This is a genomic window from Parahaliea maris, from assembly GCF_008064665.1.
Lineage (GTDB): Bacteria > Pseudomonadota > Gammaproteobacteria > Pseudomonadales > Halieaceae > Parahaliea > Parahaliea maris.
Window position 1 is genome coordinate 1 of sequence record NZ_VRZA01000011.1, and the last position, 19,844, is coordinate 19,844.

General features: G+C 64.6%; 14 protein-coding genes. 5 read left to right on the top strand and 9 right to left on the bottom strand.

Going from position 1 to position 19,844, the window contains the following annotated elements; all coding sequences use genetic code 11:
• Positions 1-283 precede the first annotated feature (283 nt).
• Positions 284-415, bottom strand: a complete 132-nt coding sequence (locus FV139_RS21325) for a hypothetical protein (protein ID WP_268939995.1) — start codon at positions 413-415, stop codon at positions 284-286.
• Positions 416-612: 197 nt separating this feature from the next.
• Positions 613-981 carry a YbaN family protein gene (locus FV139_RS19970; protein WP_148070265.1) on the bottom strand — a complete coding sequence of 123 codons (369 nt, stop codon included), beginning with the start codon at positions 979-981 and terminating at the stop codon, positions 613-615.
• Between the two features lie 231 nt (positions 982-1,212).
• Between FV139_RS19970 and FV139_RS19975 the strand changes: the two genes are divergently transcribed.
• A complete protein-coding gene (locus tag FV139_RS19975) occupies positions 1,213-1,962 on the top strand; it encodes a proteasome-type protease (RefSeq protein WP_148070266.1) in 750 nt (249 codons plus the stop codon).
• Here FV139_RS19975 and FV139_RS19980 read toward each other — a convergent pair.
• From FV139_RS19980 to FV139_RS20005, 6 genes are all read right to left on the bottom strand, one after another.
• Entirely contained in the window at positions 1,934-2,956 is a 1,023-nt protein-coding gene (locus tag FV139_RS19980) for a zinc-binding metallopeptidase family protein (RefSeq protein WP_148070267.1), read from the bottom strand. The genes FV139_RS19975 and FV139_RS19980 overlap by 29 nt on opposite strands.
• Entirely contained in the window at positions 2,956-3,849 is an 894-nt protein-coding gene (locus FV139_RS19985) for a transglutaminase family protein (RefSeq protein ID WP_148070268.1), read from the bottom strand. Before FV139_RS19985 ends, FV139_RS19980 begins: the two co-directional genes overlap by 1 nt.
• On the bottom strand, positions 3,846-6,395 hold the full coding sequence (locus FV139_RS19990; protein WP_148070269.1) for a circularly permuted type 2 ATP-grasp protein: 2,550 nt from the start codon (positions 6,393-6,395) through the stop codon (positions 3,846-3,848). Before FV139_RS19990 ends, FV139_RS19985 begins: the two co-directional genes overlap by 4 nt.
• A gap of 59 nt (positions 6,396-6,454) precedes the next feature.
• A complete protein-coding gene (locus FV139_RS19995; RefSeq protein ID WP_148070270.1) occupies positions 6,455-9,790 on the bottom strand; it encodes a transglutaminase family protein in 3,336 nt (1,111 codons plus the stop codon).
• 120 nt (positions 9,791-9,910) lie between these two features.
• Complete coding sequence (locus FV139_RS20000) at positions 9,911-10,846, bottom strand: alpha-E domain-containing protein (RefSeq protein WP_148070271.1); 936 nt, start codon at positions 10,844-10,846, stop codon at positions 9,911-9,913.
• Positions 10,843-12,297 carry a circularly permuted type 2 ATP-grasp protein gene (locus tag FV139_RS20005; RefSeq protein WP_148070272.1) on the bottom strand — a complete coding sequence of 485 codons (1,455 nt, stop codon included), beginning with the start codon at positions 12,295-12,297 and terminating at the stop codon, positions 10,843-10,845. The genes FV139_RS20000 and FV139_RS20005 overlap by 4 nt, the downstream gene beginning before the upstream one ends.
• A 227-nt stretch (positions 12,298-12,524) precedes the next feature.
• Between FV139_RS20005 and FV139_RS20010 the strand changes: the two genes are divergently transcribed.
• The 4 genes from FV139_RS20010 (at position 12,525) to FV139_RS21270 (ending at position 17,880) form a co-directional block, all read left to right on the top strand.
• Positions 12,525-14,672 carry a molybdopterin oxidoreductase family protein gene (locus FV139_RS20010; protein ID WP_148070273.1) on the top strand — a complete coding sequence of 716 codons (2,148 nt, stop codon included), beginning with the start codon at positions 12,525-12,527 and terminating at the stop codon, positions 14,670-14,672.
• 63 nt (positions 14,673-14,735) lie between these two features.
• Positions 14,736-15,332 carry a LemA family protein gene (locus FV139_RS20015; RefSeq protein ID WP_148070274.1) on the top strand — a complete coding sequence of 199 codons (597 nt, stop codon included), beginning with the start codon at positions 14,736-14,738 and terminating at the stop codon, positions 15,330-15,332.
• Positions 15,333-15,372: 40 nt separating this feature from the next.
• Positions 15,373-17,328 carry a M48 family metallopeptidase gene (locus tag FV139_RS20020; RefSeq protein WP_148070275.1) on the top strand — a complete coding sequence of 652 codons (1,956 nt, stop codon included), beginning with the start codon at positions 15,373-15,375 and terminating at the stop codon, positions 17,326-17,328.
• 138 nt (positions 17,329-17,466) lie between these two features.
• Positions 17,467-17,880 carry a helix-turn-helix transcriptional regulator gene (locus FV139_RS21270; RefSeq protein WP_235898740.1) on the top strand — a complete coding sequence of 138 codons (414 nt, stop codon included), beginning with the start codon at positions 17,467-17,469 and terminating at the stop codon, positions 17,878-17,880.
• A 38-nt stretch (positions 17,881-17,918) separates the two neighbouring features.
• On the opposite strand, the gene FV139_RS20030 is transcribed toward FV139_RS21270, so the two are convergent.
• Positions 17,919-19,784 carry a sensor domain-containing diguanylate cyclase gene (locus FV139_RS20030; RefSeq protein ID WP_148070276.1) on the bottom strand — a complete coding sequence of 622 codons (1,866 nt, stop codon included), beginning with the start codon at positions 19,782-19,784 and terminating at the stop codon, positions 17,919-17,921.
• Positions 19,785-19,844: the final 60 nt, after the last annotated feature.

A 19,844-nucleotide genomic window follows, 5' to 3' on the forward strand; every position in this document is an offset into this window, starting at 1 on the left:
GGAGACGTCGAGCAAAGACGGTGGTATTCCGAAAACAACAAACCCCGGCTAAATAACCGGGGTTTGTCAGCAGTCTGGCCAGTCATTCGACTGGCCTTTTTTGTTTCCAGAACCCGCTAAAAACCAATACGTTCGGGTACAGCGCACCCGGACCGGGCCTGCTATGGGCGTCGAGTACGCGAGGGACTACTCCAGAAGAGCCGGCTAGCGTTATCGCCACAAACGCTCACCACACGGCAAGCGCGCCGGCGCGCACCTGCCGCGTAGCAAGGCGTTGTTCATCTCAGCCTGCGATCAGCGTAATCGTCGTCGCAAGTGCAGCAGTAGCCAGCATGAAGCTGCCGATGACTATGGCAAGACGACGCATGATCTGCACGTCTTCGCGGGTATCCTGTTCGAGAATGTGCTGGGTCATTATTGATCTCCTTTTCCCGATTTTGCCGTTACTGGCACCTCGGCCAGCTTGCAGCCCATGGTGGTCAGAAATGCCGGACAACGCATTGACCCAGATCAAGGAAATCGGCCACGCTCACCGTTGACCGAAGCGGTTTCGCGGCAAGTATCCCGTCAGGGGCAGTCTTGCAGCCGATCAAAACGTAAACCGGTAGAGCCCTAGCGATCAGGCCGCTGCCAGATCCAGCAGGCCACGCAGACCAGCACCGCCGGCAGGGCGATTCGCAGGGCGGTCGGCGCCGGCCACAGCCACAGCGACGCCGAGCTCAACGCCATCATGGCCGTGGCAGCCCATTTCGCCTTGCGGGGTATGGCGCGGTGCTCACGCCAGTGCTGGATGGTTTCACCGTAGCGGGGATGGGCCAGCAGCCAGGACTCGAGTCGGGGCCAGCCACGGCTGCCACACCAGGCGGCAAGCAGCAGGAAGGGAACCGTCGGCAGTCCGGGGACGACAATACCGACCAGGCCCAAAGCCAGGGTCAGCAGCGCGCCCAGCCGCCACGCCAGTATCGACAAGCCCCGTATCATGCCGCCATCACCCTTTTCCCTGCCCTGCCAGCCACCTGCTCACCCGCGGAGTCGTGCAGTGTAGCCACTCCCGGGCCGATCCGCAGCGGGCGGAACCAGGTCACATCCCTGTCATACAGATATGAACCACCCCGCCCATGCCCCCAAGAGGGTAGTAGCAATGTCCCGATAGAGGCTATATCCTTCGCGGCTCAGAGTTTTTCCCCGCCCCGGGGCCAACCGGTTTCGCCCATGACCTACTGCCTTGCCATCACCCTCAACGAGGGCCTGGTGTTCTGTTCCGACTCCCGCACCAACGCCGGGGCCGATCGGGTCAGCACCTACAGCAAAATGCACCGCTTTTCGGTGCCTTTTGACCGTTCCCTGATACTGCTGACCGCCGGCAACCTGGCGACCAGCCAGGCAGTCGTTGCCCAGATCCAGCGGGACCTCGAGGAGGAGACGGAATTCAACCTGCTCAAGGCAAAGTACGTGTCCGAGGTGGCGGATTACATCGGCAAGATGAGTGTACGCGAGCAGTCCAAGCACACCGGTGACAATGCCCCGATGGCCGGATTTGACGCCGGCGCCACCTTCATCCTGGGCGGCCAGATCAAGGGCCACGCGCCCGAGCTCTACATGATCTATCCCGAGGGCAACCACATCACCGCCTCGGAGCAGCACCCCTACCTGCAGATCGGCGAGACCAAGTACGGCAAGCCCATCCTCGACCGGATCATCCGCCCGGACACCCCCTACGAGACAGCCATGCGCTGCGCCCTGGTGTCCATGGACTCCACCATTCGCTCCAATGCCACCGTGGGCCCGCCGCTGGAGTGCCTGTTCTACCGCGCCGACAGCCTGCAGCCCCAGGCCCAGTACTTCAAGCTGGACGAACACCACCCCTACCTGGCGCGTCTGCGCCAGTCCTGGGATGACAACATCCGCCAGGCCTTCGACAACCTGCCTTCGCTCAGCGAAGTGTTTGAAACAGTGAAATAACCCGGTCGACGAAGGTCAGCTTGAGCTCGACCGCCGTGTTGAGCACAAAGGGGTAGGCATCCGAGAGCCCGATACTGCGGTTCAGTTCATTCAGGGTCACGCTCAGATCCCGCCAGCGTGTGATGCGCTCCTGCACCGTCATTTCCTCCGGTCCCTGCGGTACCAGCCCGTGGGCCGCCGCGGTTTCCAGGGCATCGTATATATGCAGGTAATGCCCCCAGCTCTCAGCCCAGTCCTCTGAAGGGTGGGCGCTGGCATAGGCACTGATGAAACGGCTCGACCAGTCCTGCGGTGGCCCCTGGGTGTAGTGCGCCTCCAGCGCGGCGGCGTAATCCTCAAACTCGTCGCCAAACAGCGCCTTGAATGCCCCGGCGATATCGGCATCCGGCTGCAGCAGGTGCCAGAAATAATGCCCGGACTCATGGCGTAGGTGGCCGAGCACAGTGCGGTAGTCCTCCCGCAGGAATTCCCGCTGCTCCTCGCGTGCCACGTCATCCGCTTCCAGCAGGTTGATGGTGACGATCCCCGCGGCGTAGCCGGTGTGGGCGAAGGACTCGCAAAACCCCTGACCGCTACGCTGGTCCTCCACAAAGTCAAAGGCCAGGCCTCGCTGCGGCGACTCCGCGAGCGTCGCGAGGGGCAAGCCGAGCTGCAGCAGGGTGTAGAACAGCCGCTTCTTGGCCTGCTCGAGTCGCGCCCAGCGCTCTGAATTAGCCGGCTGCTCCAGATTGGGCACGGTGCGGTTGAACTGGCAGGCCCGGCACAGGGGGCTTTCCTGGTCCGCATGCAACAGCCAGTTACACACGCCGTGCTGGATGGCGTTGTCGCACAGCAGCCAGGTCGCTCCGTCTTCCGACACCCACTGGCCGTCGTCCGGCTGCAGTGCGCGCATCACCAGTGCCTCGGAGTCGAACCCGAGGCGGGCCCCACAGGCAGTGCACTGGGCGTTGTCAAAAAACACGGGTTGGCCACAGCGGCAGGTGAAACGCTGCATCAGGCCGGCATGCCTTCCAGTCGGGTCACATCCACCTCCACCTCCAGCCCGTGGCTGTCGCCACCTCCCTGTATGGTGCCCTTGAGGGGGGTGACGTCGGCGTAGTCGCGCCCCCAGGCGGTGGTGATGTGCTGGTCGGCGGCCAGCAGGTTGTTGGTGGGGTCGAAGTCGCACCAGCCCTCGGCGGGCGAGTACACGGAAAACCAGGCGTGACTGGCATCGGCGCCCTGCAATTTGGTCTCGCCGGGCGGCGGCAGGGTTTCCAGGTAACCACTGACATAGCGCGCCGGAAAACCGAGGGTGCGCAGGCAACCGATGGCGAAATGGGCGAAGTCCTGACATACCCCGCGCCGGTGCTGGATCACCTCGGTCAGGGGTGTGGCCACATCGGTGTAGTGGGGGTCATAGGCGAAGTCGGTGAAGATGCGATGGGTGAGATCGCGCACGCCCGACAGGAAGGGCCGGTCACTGGCAAAGCTGTCAGCGGCGTACTCAGCCAGTTCCGGACCACAGGCGACCAGCGGCGAATCGAGCTGGAACTCCCGCACCAGCAGGTTGCTCTCGACGCTGGCATCCTCCAGTTGCGCGAGTACTTCCGCACAGGTGGGGCCGAAGTCGAGCGCGAGGCTGCTGCGCCCCTCCGACACATCCACCTCGCTGACCGCCGTAATCTCCAGCACTTCATGGGGCTCCTGCACCGAGAAGTGGTAGCTGCGATTGCCAAAATAGTCGCGCCGGTCCGCGGCCAGCACGGGCAAGGGGTTAAGCAGCACTTCGGCCCGGCTGCACTGCTGGTAGGGCGTATCCCGCGGCAGCAGGTGGGCGACACTGTGACACTGGTTCACCGTGTCGCGGTAGAGATAGCGGGTGGTGTGGGTAACCCGGTACTTCATCGCGGTTCCTCCCCGCTCCACCCGGTACCCAGCGGGCGCGGGCCACCGGTGTGGTCGAAGCAGCTGTCGCTGATCGCGGTGGCGATGGCGCCTACCAGGCGGTGACTGCGGGACAGCAACTGGTCGAGGGCGCTGCGCAGGTACTTGCGGTCGATGGCGGCCAGCTCCGGCAGATCCGCCAGCTGCAGATTGGTGCCGGCTTCCAGCAGCAGGCGCTGGGGCAGGCTCAGGCGACTGCCCTCGTCAAATCCGGGAATACGGTCGAGGTGGAGCTTGAGGTCGTCGAACTGGAACATCACCGAGCGCGGATTCTCGGTATCCAGCAGCAGGTGTTCGAGCCCGTTCGCCACATCCAGGTAGCGCTGGTAGCGGCGGCGGTGGGTAATCAGCGAATCCATGCACAGCAGCACGGTCTCCAGCAGCAGGTCCTGGTCCTCGCCCGAGGTGTTCTGGACCCACAGGGAACGCATCAGGGACAGGGTCTGCAGGGCTCGCTCAATCCGTCGCCCGGCCTGCAGGAAATGCCAGCCCTGGCCGCGGATCATGGATTCCTGGACCAGCCCGGCGAGGGCCAGCAGCGAGGTCACCAGGGCATCGAGCTCTTCCTCGCGGACCAGGCCGAATTCGGACCCCAGGCGCTCGGGCAGTACCTGCATATGGTCGCTGAGGTCATTGAGAATGCGCTGGGTATCCCCCGACATGAAGTCCTTGACCTGGTCCACGGTATTCAGCAGGGAGGTCACCGAGTGGGCTACGGTACCGGGGCGGTCGCCGTCCAGCACCACCGAGCGCAACTCCTGCAGGGGATCGCCGCCACTGACTGCCTCGTCCATGAAGCCGGGGTAGGTACAGGTGAGCTGGGTAACCGCCCGCAGCAACAACTGGCGGCTCTCCGCCCCCGGCGGTGAGGCGCCGGTGAGCTTGCCGAACACGATGCGCAACAGGCGCAGCGCGTACTCGGCCCGCTCCATGTAGCGCCCCATCCAGAACAGGTTTTCCACCACCCGGCTGGGCAGCTCGGCGCCGGCACCCCGTTCGCTGTCGGTAGCGACGAGCACTTCCGGCAGTTCCGGCTCCGAAGCGAGCACCCAGGTATCCTTGCTGGGTGAACCGGCGCGGTTGGAGATCTCGAAGCCGCCGTCGGCGGGCGCCACCCGGGTGAGCCCGCCAGGCATCACGATGTAGGACGACTCTCCCGCCACCGCGAAGGTGCGCAGGATGGCCGGGCGTGCCGCCTCGTTCTGCCCCCACACCGGAGCCAGGGACGGCGCTATGTATTCCTGGGCGCAGTAGTCCCCGGGGCGGGCCTGGATCGCCGCCCGCAGGGTTTCCCGCTCCGCCTTCGACAGCGAGCCGGCGTGCACCGTACGGCTGTCTATGGCGCGCCAGACCGGCTTGATGACCATCTGCTCCAGGTTGGCGAGCACCGCGGCCAGGTCTTCCCGGTCTCCGCACCAGCGCGTGGGCACCGCTTCCAGCGCCGGTTCACGGCCCAGCAGGTGGCGCGCCGCCGCGGGCAGGTACTTGAGCAGGGCGGTGTTTTCCAGTACCCCGCTGCCCAGGGGATTGGCCACCACCACCCGACCGGCGCGTACCACCTCCAGCAGGCCAGCCACCCCGAGTTGGGAATCGGGCTTCAGTTCCACCGGGTCGCAGTAGTTGTCGTCGACCCGGCGCAGGATCACGTCGATACGGCGCAGCCCGTTGAGGGTTTTCAGCCAGACGTAACCGTCGCGCACGGTGAGGTCGTTGCCCTGCACCAGGGAATAGCCCAGGTGGTTGGCCAGGAACAGGTGTTCGTAGTAGGTCTCGTTGTAGATCCCCGGCGTGAGCATCACCACCCGCGGCAGGCCGCCGTTGGGCCCCAGGGCATTGAGCCGCGCCCGCAGGCTGTTGAAATACAGGGACAGGCGATGCACGTGGCTGTCGCGAAACAGGCTGGGGAACACCCGCGACATGACAATGCGATTTTGCAGCGCGTAGCCGGCGCCGCTGGGCACCTGGGTACGGTCGGAAATCACTTTCGCCCTGCCATCCGGCCCGCGCAGCATATCCACCGCGTACTGGATCAGGGGCTGGTCGCCGGGCAGGCTGATGCCGTCGCAAACGCGCAGGAAGCCGGGGTGGCCAAACACCAGCTCCGGCGGAATGATGCCAAGGCGCACCAGGGAGCGCGGACCGTAGAGGTCCTGCAATACCAGGTTCAGCAGTTCGGCGCGCTCGCGCACCCCCGACTCGATATTCTGCCACTCGCGGCTGTCCAGCAGCAGCGGCACCGGGTCCAGCCGCCAGTCGCGCCCGCTGCCGCCGGTGGTGTAGTCGTTGTAGGTAACCCCGTCGTCGCGCAGGATGCGCTCGACCATCCGCTGGCGCTCGCCGCGTTCATCGGGGTTGAATTCCCCAAGGCTGCCAAGCAGGTACTCCCAGTGCGGCCGCACCTCGCCCCCGGGGCTGTGGGCCTCGGTGTAGGCAAACCCCGCAGCCGCCGGTGGAACCGGGCGCCCGGGCGGGGTTTGCAGGCTCTGGTTCTGGTCCTGGGATCCCATGGCGGGGCCTGTCAGCGAAATACTCGCGCCATTATCACGCACTCATCCACTGGCAGCCATCACGGGCCGATCGGCCGCCGCAGGTCGAGGGTGTGGGGGTATTCTTCCGTGGGCTCCTCCGGGGGCGGCGCCATGGGCCGCGGCGGCTGCTGGTTGGGGAAGAACTCGCGAATGCTGTCCAGCCCTCCCACCGGCGGCAGGATGCTCTGGCTGTGGCCGGACTCCCAGAAACGACTGACCCGGCGGGACTCCGCCTCGAAGGCATTGATGGGGAAGGTGTCGTAACTGCGCCCACCCGGGTGGGAAACGTGGTAGGTGCAGCCGCCAACCGAGCGCCCGTTCCAGGTATCGATGACGTCGAACACCAGCGGCGCGTGAATGCCGATGCGCGGATGCAGGGCCGAGGGCGGCTGCCAGGCGCGATAACGCACGGCGGCCACGTACTCCCCCTGGCGCCCGGTATTGCGCAGGGGCACACGCCGACCGTTGCAGCCCAGCACATAGCGGCCCGGGGTGAGACCGGTCAATTTCACCTGCAGGCGCTCCACCGACGAATCCACATAGCGGGAGGTGCCGAAGCTGCTGACTTCTTCGCCCAGCACATGCCAGGGCTCGATGGCCCAGCGCAGCTCAAGATTGATATCGCCGATATCCATGTTGCCGTAATGGGGGAAGCGAAACTCCTCGAACGGTGCCAGCCAGTCCAGCTGGAACGGCAGGCCGTGCTCATTGAGGTCCTCCACCACGTCGCGAATATCCGACCACACGTAGTGGGGCATCATGAAGCGGTCGTGCAGCAGGGTACCCCAGCGCACCAGGGGCGCCTTGTAGGGCGCCTTCCAGAACCGCGCCACCAGGCTGCGCAGCAGCAGCACCTGCACCAGGGCCATCTGCGGGTGGGGCGGCATTTCGAAGCCGCGGAACTCGAGAATCCCCTGGCGGCCGCTGGCGGTGCCGGGGGAGTACAGCTTGTCGATGCAGAATTCCGAGCGGTGGGTATTGCCGGTAATATCAATGAGCAGGTTGCGCATCACCCGATCCACCACCCAGGGCTCGGCGATCTCCCCCTGGGGCAGCTGGCTGAAAGCAATCTCCAGCTCGTAGAGCATCTCGTCGCGCCCCTCGTCCACCCGCGGCGCCTGGCTGGTGGGGCCGAGGAACAGGCCGGAGAACAGGTAGGACAGGCCGGGGTGATGCTGCCAGTAGGTCACCAGGCTCTGCAGCAGGTCAGGGCGGCGCAGCAGCGGGCTGTCCTCTGGACGCCAGCCACCCAGGGTGACGTGGTTGCCGCCGCCGGTGCCGGAGTGGCGACCGTCGAGCATGAACTTCTCGGTGCCGAGGCGCGACTGGCGGGCCTCCTCGTACAGAATGTGGGTGTTGTCTACCAGCTCCTGCCAGCTGTCCGAGGGGTGAATATTCACCTCGATCACCCCCGGGTCAGGCGTCACCAGCAGGCGGGTCAGGCGCGGATCCCGAGGCGGTTCGTAGCCCTCGATGATCACCGGCAGGTCCAGTTCGCCCGCCACGTTCTCGATGGCGTGGACCAGGTCCATGTAATGCTCGAGGTATTCCAGCGGCGGCAGGAAGATATGCAGCTTGCCGTCCCGCGGCTCCACACACAGGGTGGTGCGGATGATCCAGGGCACGGGGGGGTTGGCTTCGGCGTCGGGCTCGCTGTCCCCCTCGCTGGACGTCTGCAGGCGGGTGGCCGCAGGCAGCGGTTCACGCGGCGCGAAGGGGTCGCGCTCGGGCACCAGCAAGTCGTTCTTGTCCTCCGGTTGCTCCAGGGAATCCAGCGGCAGACGCAGGCCCATGGGGGAGTCCCCGGGAATCAGGTTGATGCGGTCGGCCCGCAGCTGCCAGCGACTGGACAGCCAGGGGCCGGTACCCTGGCGCTCCACCGGGAGAATAAACCCGGTGGCCTCGTTGAGCCCGCGGCTGAGCAGGCGCGCCAGCCGGCGCCGCTCCTGGTCGTCCTTCAGGTCGGCCTTGGCCGGATCGACGTTATCGGGGAGTTGCTGCTCCCGCCACAGGTAGTAGAGGTTATCCTCGTAGGCAGGTTGCACGCAGTCTGGCGCTACGCCCAGGCGCCGGGCGAGGGCCTGGACAAAGGCCTCCGCCTGGGGCAGTTCGTGGCCGTAGTCCTTGTCCACCCGCGCCAGCAATTCGGGACGCCGCCACACAGTGTCGCCGTCACCGCGCCAGAAGCAGCCCAGCGCCCAGCGCGGGGTCGGTTCACCGGGATACCACTTGCCCTGGCCGTAGTGCAATAGCCCGCCCGGCGCGAAGCGATCCCGCAGGCGCACCAGCAGGTCCTTGGCGAGCTTGAGCTTGTGAGCACCCAGAGCAGCCACGTTCCACTGGGCCGAGTCCATGTCGTCGATGGAAACAAAGGTGGGTTCGCCACCCATGGTCAGGCGCACGTCGCCCCGCTCCAGCTCCTCGTCCACCGCCTGGCCCATGGCCTGGATAGCAGCCCACTGGTTGTCGCTGTAGGGTTTGGTGACCCGCGGGTCCTCGTGAATGCGCTCGACCTCGTTGACGAAGCTGAAATCCACCTTGCACTTGGTGGTGGCACCGGTGATCGGAGCGGCGGAAATCGGTGAGGGGGTACAAGCCAGGGGAATATGGCTCTCCCCGGCAAACAGGCCGGAGGTTGGATCCAGGCCCACCCAGCCCGCTCCCGGCAGGAACACCTCACACCAGGCGTGGAGGTCGGTAAAGTCCTCCGCCGGGCCGGAAGGGCCATCCAGTGACTTCATGTCCGGCGCCAGTTGCACCAGGTACCCGGAACAGAAACGCGCGGCCAGTCCCAGGTGGCGCAGAATCTGCACCAGCAGCCAGCCGGTATCGCGGCAGGAACCGCGGCCCAGTTCCAGGGTCTCCTCGCAGGTCTGGACCCCGGGCTCCATCCGCACGTTGTAGTCGATATCCCGCTCCAGCCGCTGATTGAGTTCGACCAGGAAGTCGTTGATCGGCTTCTTGTCCCGGGACACATTTCCCAGCCAGGCTCTCAGCAGCGGGCCGTCGTCGGTGATCTCCAGGTAGGGAGCGAGTTCCTTGAGGCTCACCGCGTCGTATTTGAAGGGGTAGTGCTCGGCGTGCTCCTCGACGAAAAAGTCGAAGGGGTTGATCACCGTCATGTCGGTGATGACTTCCACTTCCACGCTCAGGTGATTCTGCTTCTCGGGGAACACCAGGCGGGCGAGGAAGTTGCCGAAGGGGTCCTGCTGCCAGTTGATGAAATGCGGCTCCGGCTGCACCTTGAGGGAATAGCTGTAAATCCGGTTCCGACAGTGGGGCGCAGGCCGCAGGCGCAGAATGTGCGGCGCCAGGGTCACATGCCGGTCAAACTTGTAGTAGGTGTTGTGTCGAACCGCGACGCGGATACTCATGCTCGATTCCTGCCTTGCTGTCGCCTAAATCATGTGTCGTCAGAGACACCCTACCGCTTGCGTGTTACGCGGCGGATACGCTGGTTGGTATTAACGGCCCTCCAACAGGAGGGCCAGAACTCAGGTTTCCGGGCGAAACCAGGTGTCACTGACAATCTCGTGCAGCTCGTTGATCAGCAGCTGGAAATTGTCGATAAAGCCGTGGAACTCGTCCGGGCTGATTTGCTCCACATGCAGCCGGGACAGCTTGCGCCGCATACGCTCGATCTGCCGCAGCGCGTCTTCATTTCTGGCGAGCCCCTTGACCGCATCGCGCATGCCCCGCAAACAGTACACGACCGAGCGCGGATGCTCCCGGTCCTTGAGCACGAATTCTGCGACCGAGCCACCTTCCAGCAGAGGGCCGACGACCCTGCGGTAGGCACCCAGCGCCGACAGGGACTGCAGCAGCGAACTCCAGATGAGTGGGTCAAAAACGGCAAAGCGTGCGTCCCGCTCCATCAGCTCCATCACGCCGACATCGACCACTCGGGTGGTCATGTCACAGCGCTCGATCAGGTGGCCAAGCAGGGTGAAGCGGTAGGCGTGGTCCCGACTCAGGGTGGTCTGCAACAGGCCGGATATCATCTGGCTGTGACTGATCACCTCATTCAGGAAAGCCAGTCGATTGCGCCGGCCGATCGATTTCTCCGCCGCCTCCCTGACGAACAGGTGCAGCTCGTTGACCTGCTCCCAGGTCTCCTCGGGCAGTACGTCGCGGGTGGTACGCACATTCTCACGGGCAGCGCGCACGGCGTAGGCCACGCTCCCCGGATTGTCCGTGTCTGCCACCAGGAACTTGACGATATTCTGCTCACTGGCCACCCGGTACCGGCTGTAAAACTGGGGCTCGGCGTCGAGGATGCGCAACAGCACTTCCCAGCCCAGGTCGGCGCCCCGGGGGATGTCCATGATCAGCATATGGTAGCTGCTGACCAGGCGTGCGGTGTCTTCAGCACGCTCAAGGTAGCGGGATTTCCAGTACAGGCGGTCCGCCACACGGGACAGCATGGTCATGACTTGCCCTCCACGATCCAGGTGTCCTTGCTGCCGCCACCCTGGGAAGAATTCACTACCAGAGAACCTTTGACCAGCGCTACCCGGGTCAGCCCTCCGGGTGTTACCCAACTGTCCTTGCCCTGCAGAATGAAGGGCCGCAGGTCAAGATGGCGCGGCTCTATTTCACCATCGCAGTAGGTGGGCGCGGTGGAGAGCGACAGCGTGGGCTGGGCAATGTAATTGCGCGGGTTTTTCTCTATCAGCCCGGCAAACTTGCGCCGGGTCGCAGCGCTGGCGTGGGGGCCGACCATAATGCCGTAGCCGCCTGACTCATTGGCGGGCTTGACCACCAGCTTGTCGAGGTTGGCCAGTACGTATTCGCGGTCTTTCTCGTTCATGCACAGGTAGGTGGGCACACTGTCGACCAAGGGCTTCTCGCCGAGGTAGTAGCGGATCATCTCGGGGACGTAGGCGTAAACCACCTTGTCGTCCGCCACCCCACTGCCGGGGGCATTGGCAATAGCCACCTTGCCCGCTTTCCAGGCCCGCATAAGACCGGCAACACCCAGCACCGAATCCTCGCGGAAGGCTTCCGGGTCCATGAAGTCCTCGTCGATACGGCGATAGATCACATCGACCCGCATCGGGCCGTCCACGGTACGCATGTAGACGCAGTCGTCGTCGCCCACCATCAGGTCCGGCCCTTCCACCAGTTCAGCACCCATGCCGTGGGCCAGGAAGGCGTGTTCAAAATAGGCAGAGTTATAAATACCCGGCGTCAGAACAACGATGCAGGGACGTTTGCGCTCTCGCGCCCGGGGCGACAGGGAGGCCAGCGTCCGGTACAGCTGGGAGGGATAGTCGTCCACCGGCAGGATACTGTAATTCTCGAACAGTTCCGGGAGCACGCGCTTGGTGATCTCCCGGTTCTCCACCATGTAGGAGACCCCTGAGGGCACCCTGAGGTTATCTTCGAGCACGTAGAACTTGCCGTCGAGATCACGCACCAGGTCGGAGCCGCAGATATGGGCCCACACCCCGTAGCGTGGGGACATCCCCTTGCACTGGGGCTTGTAGTTGGTGGACTCCAGCACGATATCGGCAGGCAGGATACCGTCCGCCAGAATGCGCTGTTTGTTATATATGTCATCAATGAAGCAGTTCAGTGCCTTGCTGCGCTGGATCAATCCGCGACTGACGCTCTGCCACTGCTTGCTGGAAATGACACGTGGAATGATATCGAAGGGCCAGGCACGATCGATATTGCCGCCCTCGGTATACACGGTAAAGGAAATGCCCATCTCGCGGATGGCCAGTTCCGCCGCCTCCCGCCGTGCAGACATATCGTCCGCACTGAGCTGCTGGAAGAGGTTCACGGCTGCACGGGCCGCCATTCGCGGTGAGCCCTTGTCCGTGATCAGTTCGTCGTAGAACCCTTCCGCCTGGTAGTTAGCCCACTTGCTGTTCATCGCTGTCGTATTCGCTCCTTGTACCGGCGCGGCGCGTTGGTTGCCGCCAGGAGCCGGAGACCGCTGACCACTGGAGACTATCGAGAGTACCCGAAAGATCTGGCCTCCGCCATACGGCTCAACGAGACGCACCGAATCAAGTCACGCCGCTTCAAAGTGCACCACTTCAAGACAGGAGGGCCAGACGCTACACTCCAAGATAGATAATCAGAATACGGAACGCCACTATGCCGCTCACGCTTCATTCCCACGATACCAGCGAAACCCGGACTCACTATCGGGCATGCCACCTCTGCGAGGCCATCTGCGGCCTGGTCATCGAAACCCGCGACGAAGAAGTCATCAGCATCAAGGGCGACCCAAACGATCCGCTGAGCCGTGGCCACATCTGCCCCAAGGCGATCGCGCTCAAGGACATCCACGAGGACCCGGACCGCCTGCGCGGCCCGGTGAAAAAAGTGACTGCAGGAGCCGGTGAGGTCGAGTGGCAGGCCATCAGCTGGGAGGAAGCCTTGGATACCACGGCCGAATGGCTGGTCGCCATTACCCGCGAACACGGAGTCAATGCCCTGGGCATCTACATGGGCAACCCCACCGTACACAACTACGGCATGATGACCCACCAGGGCCAGCTATTCCGTCACTTCCGCACCGACAACCGCTTCTCCGCCACCTCAGTGGACCAGTTACCGCACCACCTGGTGGCCCTGTGGCTGTTCGGGCACAAGTTGATGTTTCCGATCCCGGATATCGACCGCAGCGATTACTTCCTGATGCTCGGCGCCAACCCGGTGGCCTCCAATGGCAGCATCTGGACGGTGCCGGATATCCGCAATCGCATCAAGGCGTTCAAGCAGCGCGGCGGCAAGCTGGTGGTGGTCGACCCGCGCCGCACCGAAACCGCGGCCCTGGCCAGCGAGCACCTGTTTATCACCCCGGGAACCGATGCGCTATTCCTCGCCGCCGTACTGCAAACCCTGTTTGCCGAGAAGCTGGCCGACCCGGACCACCTCGGCGCCTTTACCTCTGGCCTCGACACCGTGGCGGATGCACTGGCGGACCTCACCCCCGAGTTCGCCGCTGCGCACTGCGGCATAGACGCCAACACCATCCGCACCGTGGCGCGGGAACTGGCCGCCGCGGGCGCCGCGATCTGCTACGGCCGCATGGGCGTCTCGACCCAGCGTTATGGCACCCTGTGCCAGTGGCTGATACAGGTCATCAATATCGCCACGGGCAACCTCGACAAGCCCGGGGGCTCCCTGTTCACCCTGCCCGCCGTGGACCAGATGCAGAGCGTCAGCCCCGGTGGTTTTGGCCGCCACACCAGCCGGGTACGCGGCCTGCCGGAGTTCGACCGCGAACTGCCCGCCTCCACCATGGCCGAGGAGATCACCACGCCGGGCGAGGGCCAGATTCGCGCGCTGTTCACCGCCGCCGGCAACCCGGTACTCTCCACTCCCAATGGACGGCAGTTGGACGCGGCGCTGGATCAGCTGGACTTCATGGTATCGCTGGACCCCTATATCAACGAGACCACCCGCCACGCCGACATCATCCTTCCCCCCACCTCGCCGCTGGAGCACGACCACTACGACCTCGCCTTCCACGTGAACGCGATGCGCAACACCACTCGGTTCAGCGAGCCGGTGTTCGACAAACCCGAGGGAGCCCTGCACGACTGGGAGATATTCAACGCCCTGGCGGCCCGGGTCGCCGCGGCGCTCGGTACCGAGCACCAGGATGCGCCCGCGCCGGACAGGATCATCGACTTCGGCCTCAAGCTCGGCCCCTACGGCGACCAACACCCGTTGAAGCTCGATCTCGCCCGCCTCAGGGACAACCCCTCCGGTATCGATCTGGGCCCGCTGCAGAGCCAGCTCCCGGAGCGCCTGCGCACCGCAGACAAAACCATCAACTGCGCGAGCGCGAAGCCCCTCGCCGACCTCGAGCGCCTGAGGGAGGAATTCAGTGCCGGCCGGGACGACGACCTGCGCCTGATCGGCCGCCGGCACGTGCGCTCCAACAACTCCTGGATGCACAACTACCACCGCCTGGTGAAAGGCCCCGAACGCTGCACCCTGCTGATGCACCCCGAGGACATGGCCCTGAGGAATCTGCAGGACGGGATGGATGTCACCCTGCGCTCCCGGGCCGGGGAAGTCCGGGTCGCCGTGGAGGGCAGTACCGACATGATGCCCGGCGTGGTCAGCCTGCCCCACGGTTTCGGCCACCACCGCAGCGGTATGCAGGTAACAACCGCCAGCCAGCACGCCGGGGTGAGCTGTAATGATGTCACCGACGAACTGGCGCTGGACGCCCTCTCGGGGAATGCCGCTGTGAACGGGGTCCCGGTTTCCGTCACCGCCGCCTGAACCGCGCTTTGTGTGGTCGTGTGACTCGGATACACTCGGGGGAAACCTGCAGGGAGAAGACCCATGGAAGTGTCGACCATCGTATTCTGGCTGGTAGTACTGGGACTGGTGATCTATGTCATCAGCATCTACAACAATCTGGTGACCCTGAAGAACCGCTACCTCAACGCGTTCTCCCAGATCGAGGTACAGCTCAAGCGGCGCTATGACCTGATTCCCAACCTGGTGGAAACCGCCAAGGCCTACCTGAGTCACGAGCGGGAAACCCTCGAGGCGGTGACCACCGCCCGCAACGACGCCGCCGCCATCCTCAAGGCCGTCAGCGACGGCAATGTCGGTGGCGAGGCGATGCACAAGCTCGCCAGTGCGGAGAACGCGCTGCAGGGCGCCCTGGGCAAGCTGAACGTCACCATGGAAGCCTACCCGGACCTGAAAGCCTCGGAAAACATGCAGCAGCTGTCGGAAGAACTGACCAACACCGAGAACCGGGTGTCCTTTGCCCGCCAGGGTTACAACGATGCGGTGATGGCCTACAACACGTTCCGCCAGAGCTTCCCGCCGGTGTTTTTTGCCAGCAAGTTTGGCCACCCCAATGACGCCGAACTGCTGGAGTTTGACGACTCGGCCCAGATCCAGGCAGCCCCCAAAGTCAGCTTCTGAGGATAGCGCCGCAGCCCCCGGCGGCGCTCACTGAGCAGGCGTGGATTTTTTCCAGCACCAGGATATCGCCAGGCGCAACGCGCGTCTGCTGACCGTACTGTTCCTGATCGCAGTGCTGCTGCTGATACTGCTGACCAACGCAGTGGTCGCCGGCTTCCTGTTCTTCAACCAGGACTACAACGTCTACAACGGCAGCAATGACGCCCAGGGCTTTTTTTCGTTCTTCAGCTGGGCCCGCTTCGGCGGCATCGGCGTGGCCATCACGGCCACCGTCGCCTTTGTGATCATGCTGAAATGGTTCCAGCTGTCCACCGGCGGCAAGGTCGTGGCCGAGGCCATGGGCGGTACTCGCCTGCTGCCCCAGACCCGTGACCGTTTCGAGCGCCGCTGCCTGAACGTGGTCGAGGAGATGGCCCTCGCCGCCAACATGCCGGTGCCGGCGGTCTACGTACTCAACGGCGAGCGCGGCATCAACGCCTTTGCCGCCGGGATCACTCCCGCCGATGCCGTGGTCGCCGTTACCCGGGGCACCCTCGAGCATCTCAAGCGCCACGAACTGCAGGGCGTGATCGCCCACGAGTTCAGCCATATCCTGAACGGCGACATGCGGCTGAATATCCGCCTGGCGGCCATGCTCAAGGGCATTACCTTCGTCGGTGACGTCGGCCACTTCCTGCTGCGCTCTTCCAACCGGGTGCGCACCGGGGCACGCGCTCGCAGCGGCGAAGGCACCGCAGGGCTGCCCGTGCTGGGCCTTGCGTTGCTGGTTCTGGGGTGGATCGGCGGTCTGGCGGCCGGCTTTATCAAGGCGGCGATTTCCCGCCAGAAGGAATTCCTGGCGGACGCCTGTGCCGTGCAGTACACCCGCGACCCCGAAGGGATCGGCGATGCCCTCAAGGTGATCGGCGGCTACCTGCCCGGCACCCTGGTGCACGCGGCGCGGGCGGCGGAAATGTCCCATATCTTCTTCGGCCAGATCGAGCACTCCCTGTGGCAGCTGTTTGCCACCCATCCTCCCCTGGAGCAGCGCATTCGCAAAATCGACCCGCGCTGGGATGGCAGTTACATCGAACGCCAGATCCAGCAGTACCCCACTGAGCCGACCCGACCCGGCAGTGGCGCCGTCGGTGTAGGACGGGCCACCTTGGTCGCCGCCGCGATCGCCGGAGCCGCGCTGGAAGACGAGGAGCAGGAAGCCGACAGCGACACCCAGGAGCAGGCCGCAGCACAGCGCTACCAGTTACCCCTCGCCTTTGTACAGCAGGCCCATAACCCGGTAGGGGCCCAGGCCCTGACCCTGGCCCTGCTGATCGCCACCGACACGGAAGTGAGAGACCGCCAGCTGCAACACGTAGAGGCCACTGGAATCCAGGGGCTGAGCGACCTCGTACATACGCTGGCTCCCGGAGTGGCGGAACTGCAGAGTAGCCAGCGCCTGCCGCTGGTGGAGCTGTGTCTGCCCGCCCTCAAGAGCATTTCCGCCGACCAGTACCAGGCCTACAAACGCTGCCTGCTGCAGTTGATTCGCGCGGATCAGCGCACCGACCTGCTCGAGTGGTGCCTGTTCCAGTTGCTGCGCCACTACCTCGACCCGGAGTTTTTCCGGGTCAAACCGAGCCGCCCGCGCTACGCCCGGCTGGGGCGGGTCAGCCGGGCCCTTGCGGTGGTCCTGTCGGTGCTGGCCAGGGAGAGCTCCGAGGACCCGGAGCGGGCGCTGGCCCTGGCCGCCGGGGAACTGGAATTACCGAAACTGGCACTGCTTCCCCCCGAGGAAAGTGGGGTAGCCGAGTTCAGCAAGGCTGTCGCGACCCTCGCGGACTGCTACCCCCTGCTCAAGCCCCGCATACTCAAGGCCATGGCCCTGGTGGCCGGTATGGACCAGAGCATTACCGGTGCCGAGCGCGAGATCATCCACAGCGTCGCCGCGGTAATGGACTGCCCGGTACCGGACGAGTCCGCCTGGATCAGCCGGGCGACGACGACTGATTCACCATAAGTGACCACCACCCCCCATCACGCTGGCGACGAACCGCGGCTCTGCTAAGGTAAAAAACAGGCACCAGCCCAGGGACGGGCCGGGCCTGAAAGGCACGACACACACTCCAGTCACAGGACCGAACAAGGATGTTTGGCTATGGAACTCAATACCGCCGCAGATCGCGGCTGCCGGGATGTGGGGCCGGCGGCCGATAAACCCCCGTACTTTCCCCTCTCGCGCACCACCGACCGGGTGCTGGATATTCTCCTCGACGGCGACCTGTCGCGCCTGCGGGCAGAGAGCGTGGCCGAACAACTGGGCATGAGCTGCACCACCCTGCGGCGGCGCCTCCGGGCCGACCATACCCACTACCAGTTCCTGCTGGACCGCGCCCGGCAGTACCGCTGCGAGCAGTGCCTGAAATCAGTCTGGCTGCCGGGGAAGTGCCTGGCGGACGAACTCGGGTATCTGGAGGTGAACAGTTTCTATCGCGCTTTCCGGCGCTGGACCGGCTTCAGTTACAGCGAGTACAAACTGCGCCGGGAGCGCGGCCAGACCTGGCTTCACTGATCCCATTGCCCCCGACGTCTGCCTGTGCCGGGTTGTCGTCAGGGTGTGGCGGCGGCGCGGCGCTCAATGTCCAGAACCACGCGATTGCGGCCGGCATCCTTGCCGCGGTAGAGGGCGGCGTCGGCCCGGGCGACACAGTGGTCGAGGCTTTCGCCCCGGCGGTACTCTGTGGCACCGAAGGTCATGCTGATGTGCAGGCGGGTGCCCTGGAAATCGAACAGGTGCTCCTCCAGCCGCTCGCGCAGCTTTTCCGCCACCCGGGCAGCACCTTCGCCGCCGGTTTCCGGCAGCAACAGGATAAACTCCTCTCCGCCCCAGCGAGCCACCCTGTCGACATCGCGCACCCCGTCGCGCAGCAGACTCGCAACGCGGGCCAGCACGTGGTCGCCACAGGCGTGCCCGTAGCGGTCATTGATCGACTTGAAGTGGTCCACATCCGTGAGAATCACACTGAATCCACGCCCACCCCGAAACAGGCGCTTGATCTCCACTTCGGCCTCTGCGGTAAACCCGCGGCGGTTGAACAGGCCGGTGAGAGGATCAACCAGGGCGGCCTCCGTCAGGCGCCGGTTGGCTTGCTCCAGTTCTGCCGTCCTCTGGGCCACCTCCTCTTCGAGATGGCCAAGGGCCGCCGTCATCCTATTCGCCAGCGACACGGCCATGAACGCCACAAACACCAGAAAGCCCCAGTGCAGCAGGCGTGGGTCGCTGAGCTGAAACTGGTCCACGGCGATATCGTGCAAGCACGCAGCGATGAATAGCATCGCGCCCAGCCCCAGCGTGCGCGCCTCCTCGTGCCCCTCCAGGGCGCTTTGCGAAATTCGCCAGCCGGTCAGGGCCAGGGCCGGCAGGGTCCAGAACTGCCAGCCCGGCAGGGTCCGCCAGTGAATTTCCAGGCCCGGCGTGACAAGAAAGGCCGCCCCCGCCAGCAGAAAGCTGAGCTGGTAGATGCGCAGGACACGGCCGACCGGCCGGTCCAGTAGCGACCAGACCCCCTGCAAGCACAAGGGCGGCACCAGGTAGAGCGCCGCGTATTCAATTTTCTTGTAGGCCACGAAGTCCCAGCCAAGCAGATAGCGCCACTGGCTGAGGGAGAGCGCGTAAACACCGATCACAATCGCCGTCAGGCCGAACCAGAGGAAACTCTCCAGGTGGCGATTACGGTAGTAGATGTAGATGTGGTAAAGGCCAAACACGAAGCACAGGACTCCGGCGAGCAGGCCCGGTATTTCGTCGATGACCATGCCGAGCAGCAAGCGGTCCTGCCGACCCAGTTGAAACTGCCCCCGGTAAGGCCCCGACCCCCAGTTGGCCTCCACCGTGTGTTCCCCACCCCACACCCTGAGGGCGAGAACCAGTTCACCATTGGCATCAATCGCCGAGGCCGGCAGGCTGATTATCTGGTGACGGTCGTAGTCGATAGCCGGGTCGGGGGTCGGCGGGAGGCGGCCCAGACTGCCTACCAGTTTGCCGCCGGCATAGAGTTCGTAGGCACTGAGGACCGCCCCCATGCGCAGGGCCAGAGACTGCCCTGTCAGCCAGTCTGGCTCACTGCTGAAGCGGATATGCAGCCGGTACCAGCTGTAGGCGCCAGCGTCTTCGCCCGCGGAGGGTTCCCAGCGGTGCGGCAGATTGACCTCGCCCCAGTCCCGATCGTCATACCCTGGGCGGGCCCAGGCAAGGTCGTCACCCACCCTGAACCGCCAACCCGACTTGAGCTTCTGCCCTTCCTGCGCCTGAGCCGGGTCCAGCACCACGATCCCGGAAGCGCGCTCGGCTCCCAGGGCGGGCAGGCCGAGGAAAACGCCGGCCAACAACGCGACCAGAAGGCAAGCGGCAGCACGCGGGAAAATGGGCTGGCTGTTAACGAGTGAAAACATGGCGCCATTATAAATGGCGGGCACCAATGGCACCCCCGTACCAACGAGGGTTTTAGACGGCCGTCACAGTTTCCATCGCTGGAA

Excerpts from the sequence above, each read along its gene's own strand:
- FV139_RS19970 (WP_148070265.1), bottom strand. The coding sequence starts at position 981 with ATGATACGGGGCTTGTCGATACTGGCGTGGCGGCTGGGCGCGCTGCTG.
- FV139_RS19990 (WP_148070269.1), bottom strand. The coding sequence starts at position 6,395 with ATGGGATCCCAGGACCAGAACCAGAGCCTGCAAACCCCGCCCGGGCGC.
- FV139_RS20000 (WP_148070271.1), bottom strand. The coding sequence starts at position 10,846 with ATGACCATGCTGTCCCGTGTGGCGGACCGCCTGTACTGGAAATCCCGC.
- FV139_RS19980 (WP_148070267.1), bottom strand. The coding sequence starts at position 2,956 with ATGCAGCGTTTCACCTGCCGCTGTGGCCAACCCGTGTTTTTTGACAAC.
- FV139_RS20005 (WP_148070272.1), bottom strand. The coding sequence starts at position 12,297 with ATGAACAGCAAGTGGGCTAACTACCAGGCGGAAGGGTTCTACGACGAA.
- FV139_RS20015 (WP_148070274.1), top strand. The coding sequence starts at position 14,736 with ATGGAAGTGTCGACCATCGTATTCTGGCTGGTAGTACTGGGACTGGTG.
- FV139_RS21270 (WP_235898740.1), top strand. The coding sequence starts at position 17,467 with ATGGAACTCAATACCGCCGCAGATCGCGGCTGCCGGGATGTGGGGCCG.
- FV139_RS19985 (WP_148070268.1), bottom strand. The coding sequence starts at position 3,849 with ATGAAGTACCGGGTTACCCACACCACCCGCTATCTCTACCGCGACACG.
- FV139_RS20010 (WP_148070273.1), top strand. The coding sequence starts at position 12,525 with ATGCCGCTCACGCTTCATTCCCACGATACCAGCGAAACCCGGACTCAC.
- FV139_RS21325 (WP_268939995.1), bottom strand. The coding sequence starts at position 415 with ATGACCCAGCACATTCTCGAACAGGATACCCGCGAAGACGTGCAGATC.
- FV139_RS19975 (WP_148070266.1), top strand. The coding sequence starts at position 1,213 with ATGACCTACTGCCTTGCCATCACCCTCAACGAGGGCCTGGTGTTCTGT.
- FV139_RS19995 (WP_148070270.1), bottom strand. The coding sequence starts at position 9,790 with ATGAGTATCCGCGTCGCGGTTCGACACAACACCTACTACAAGTTTGAC.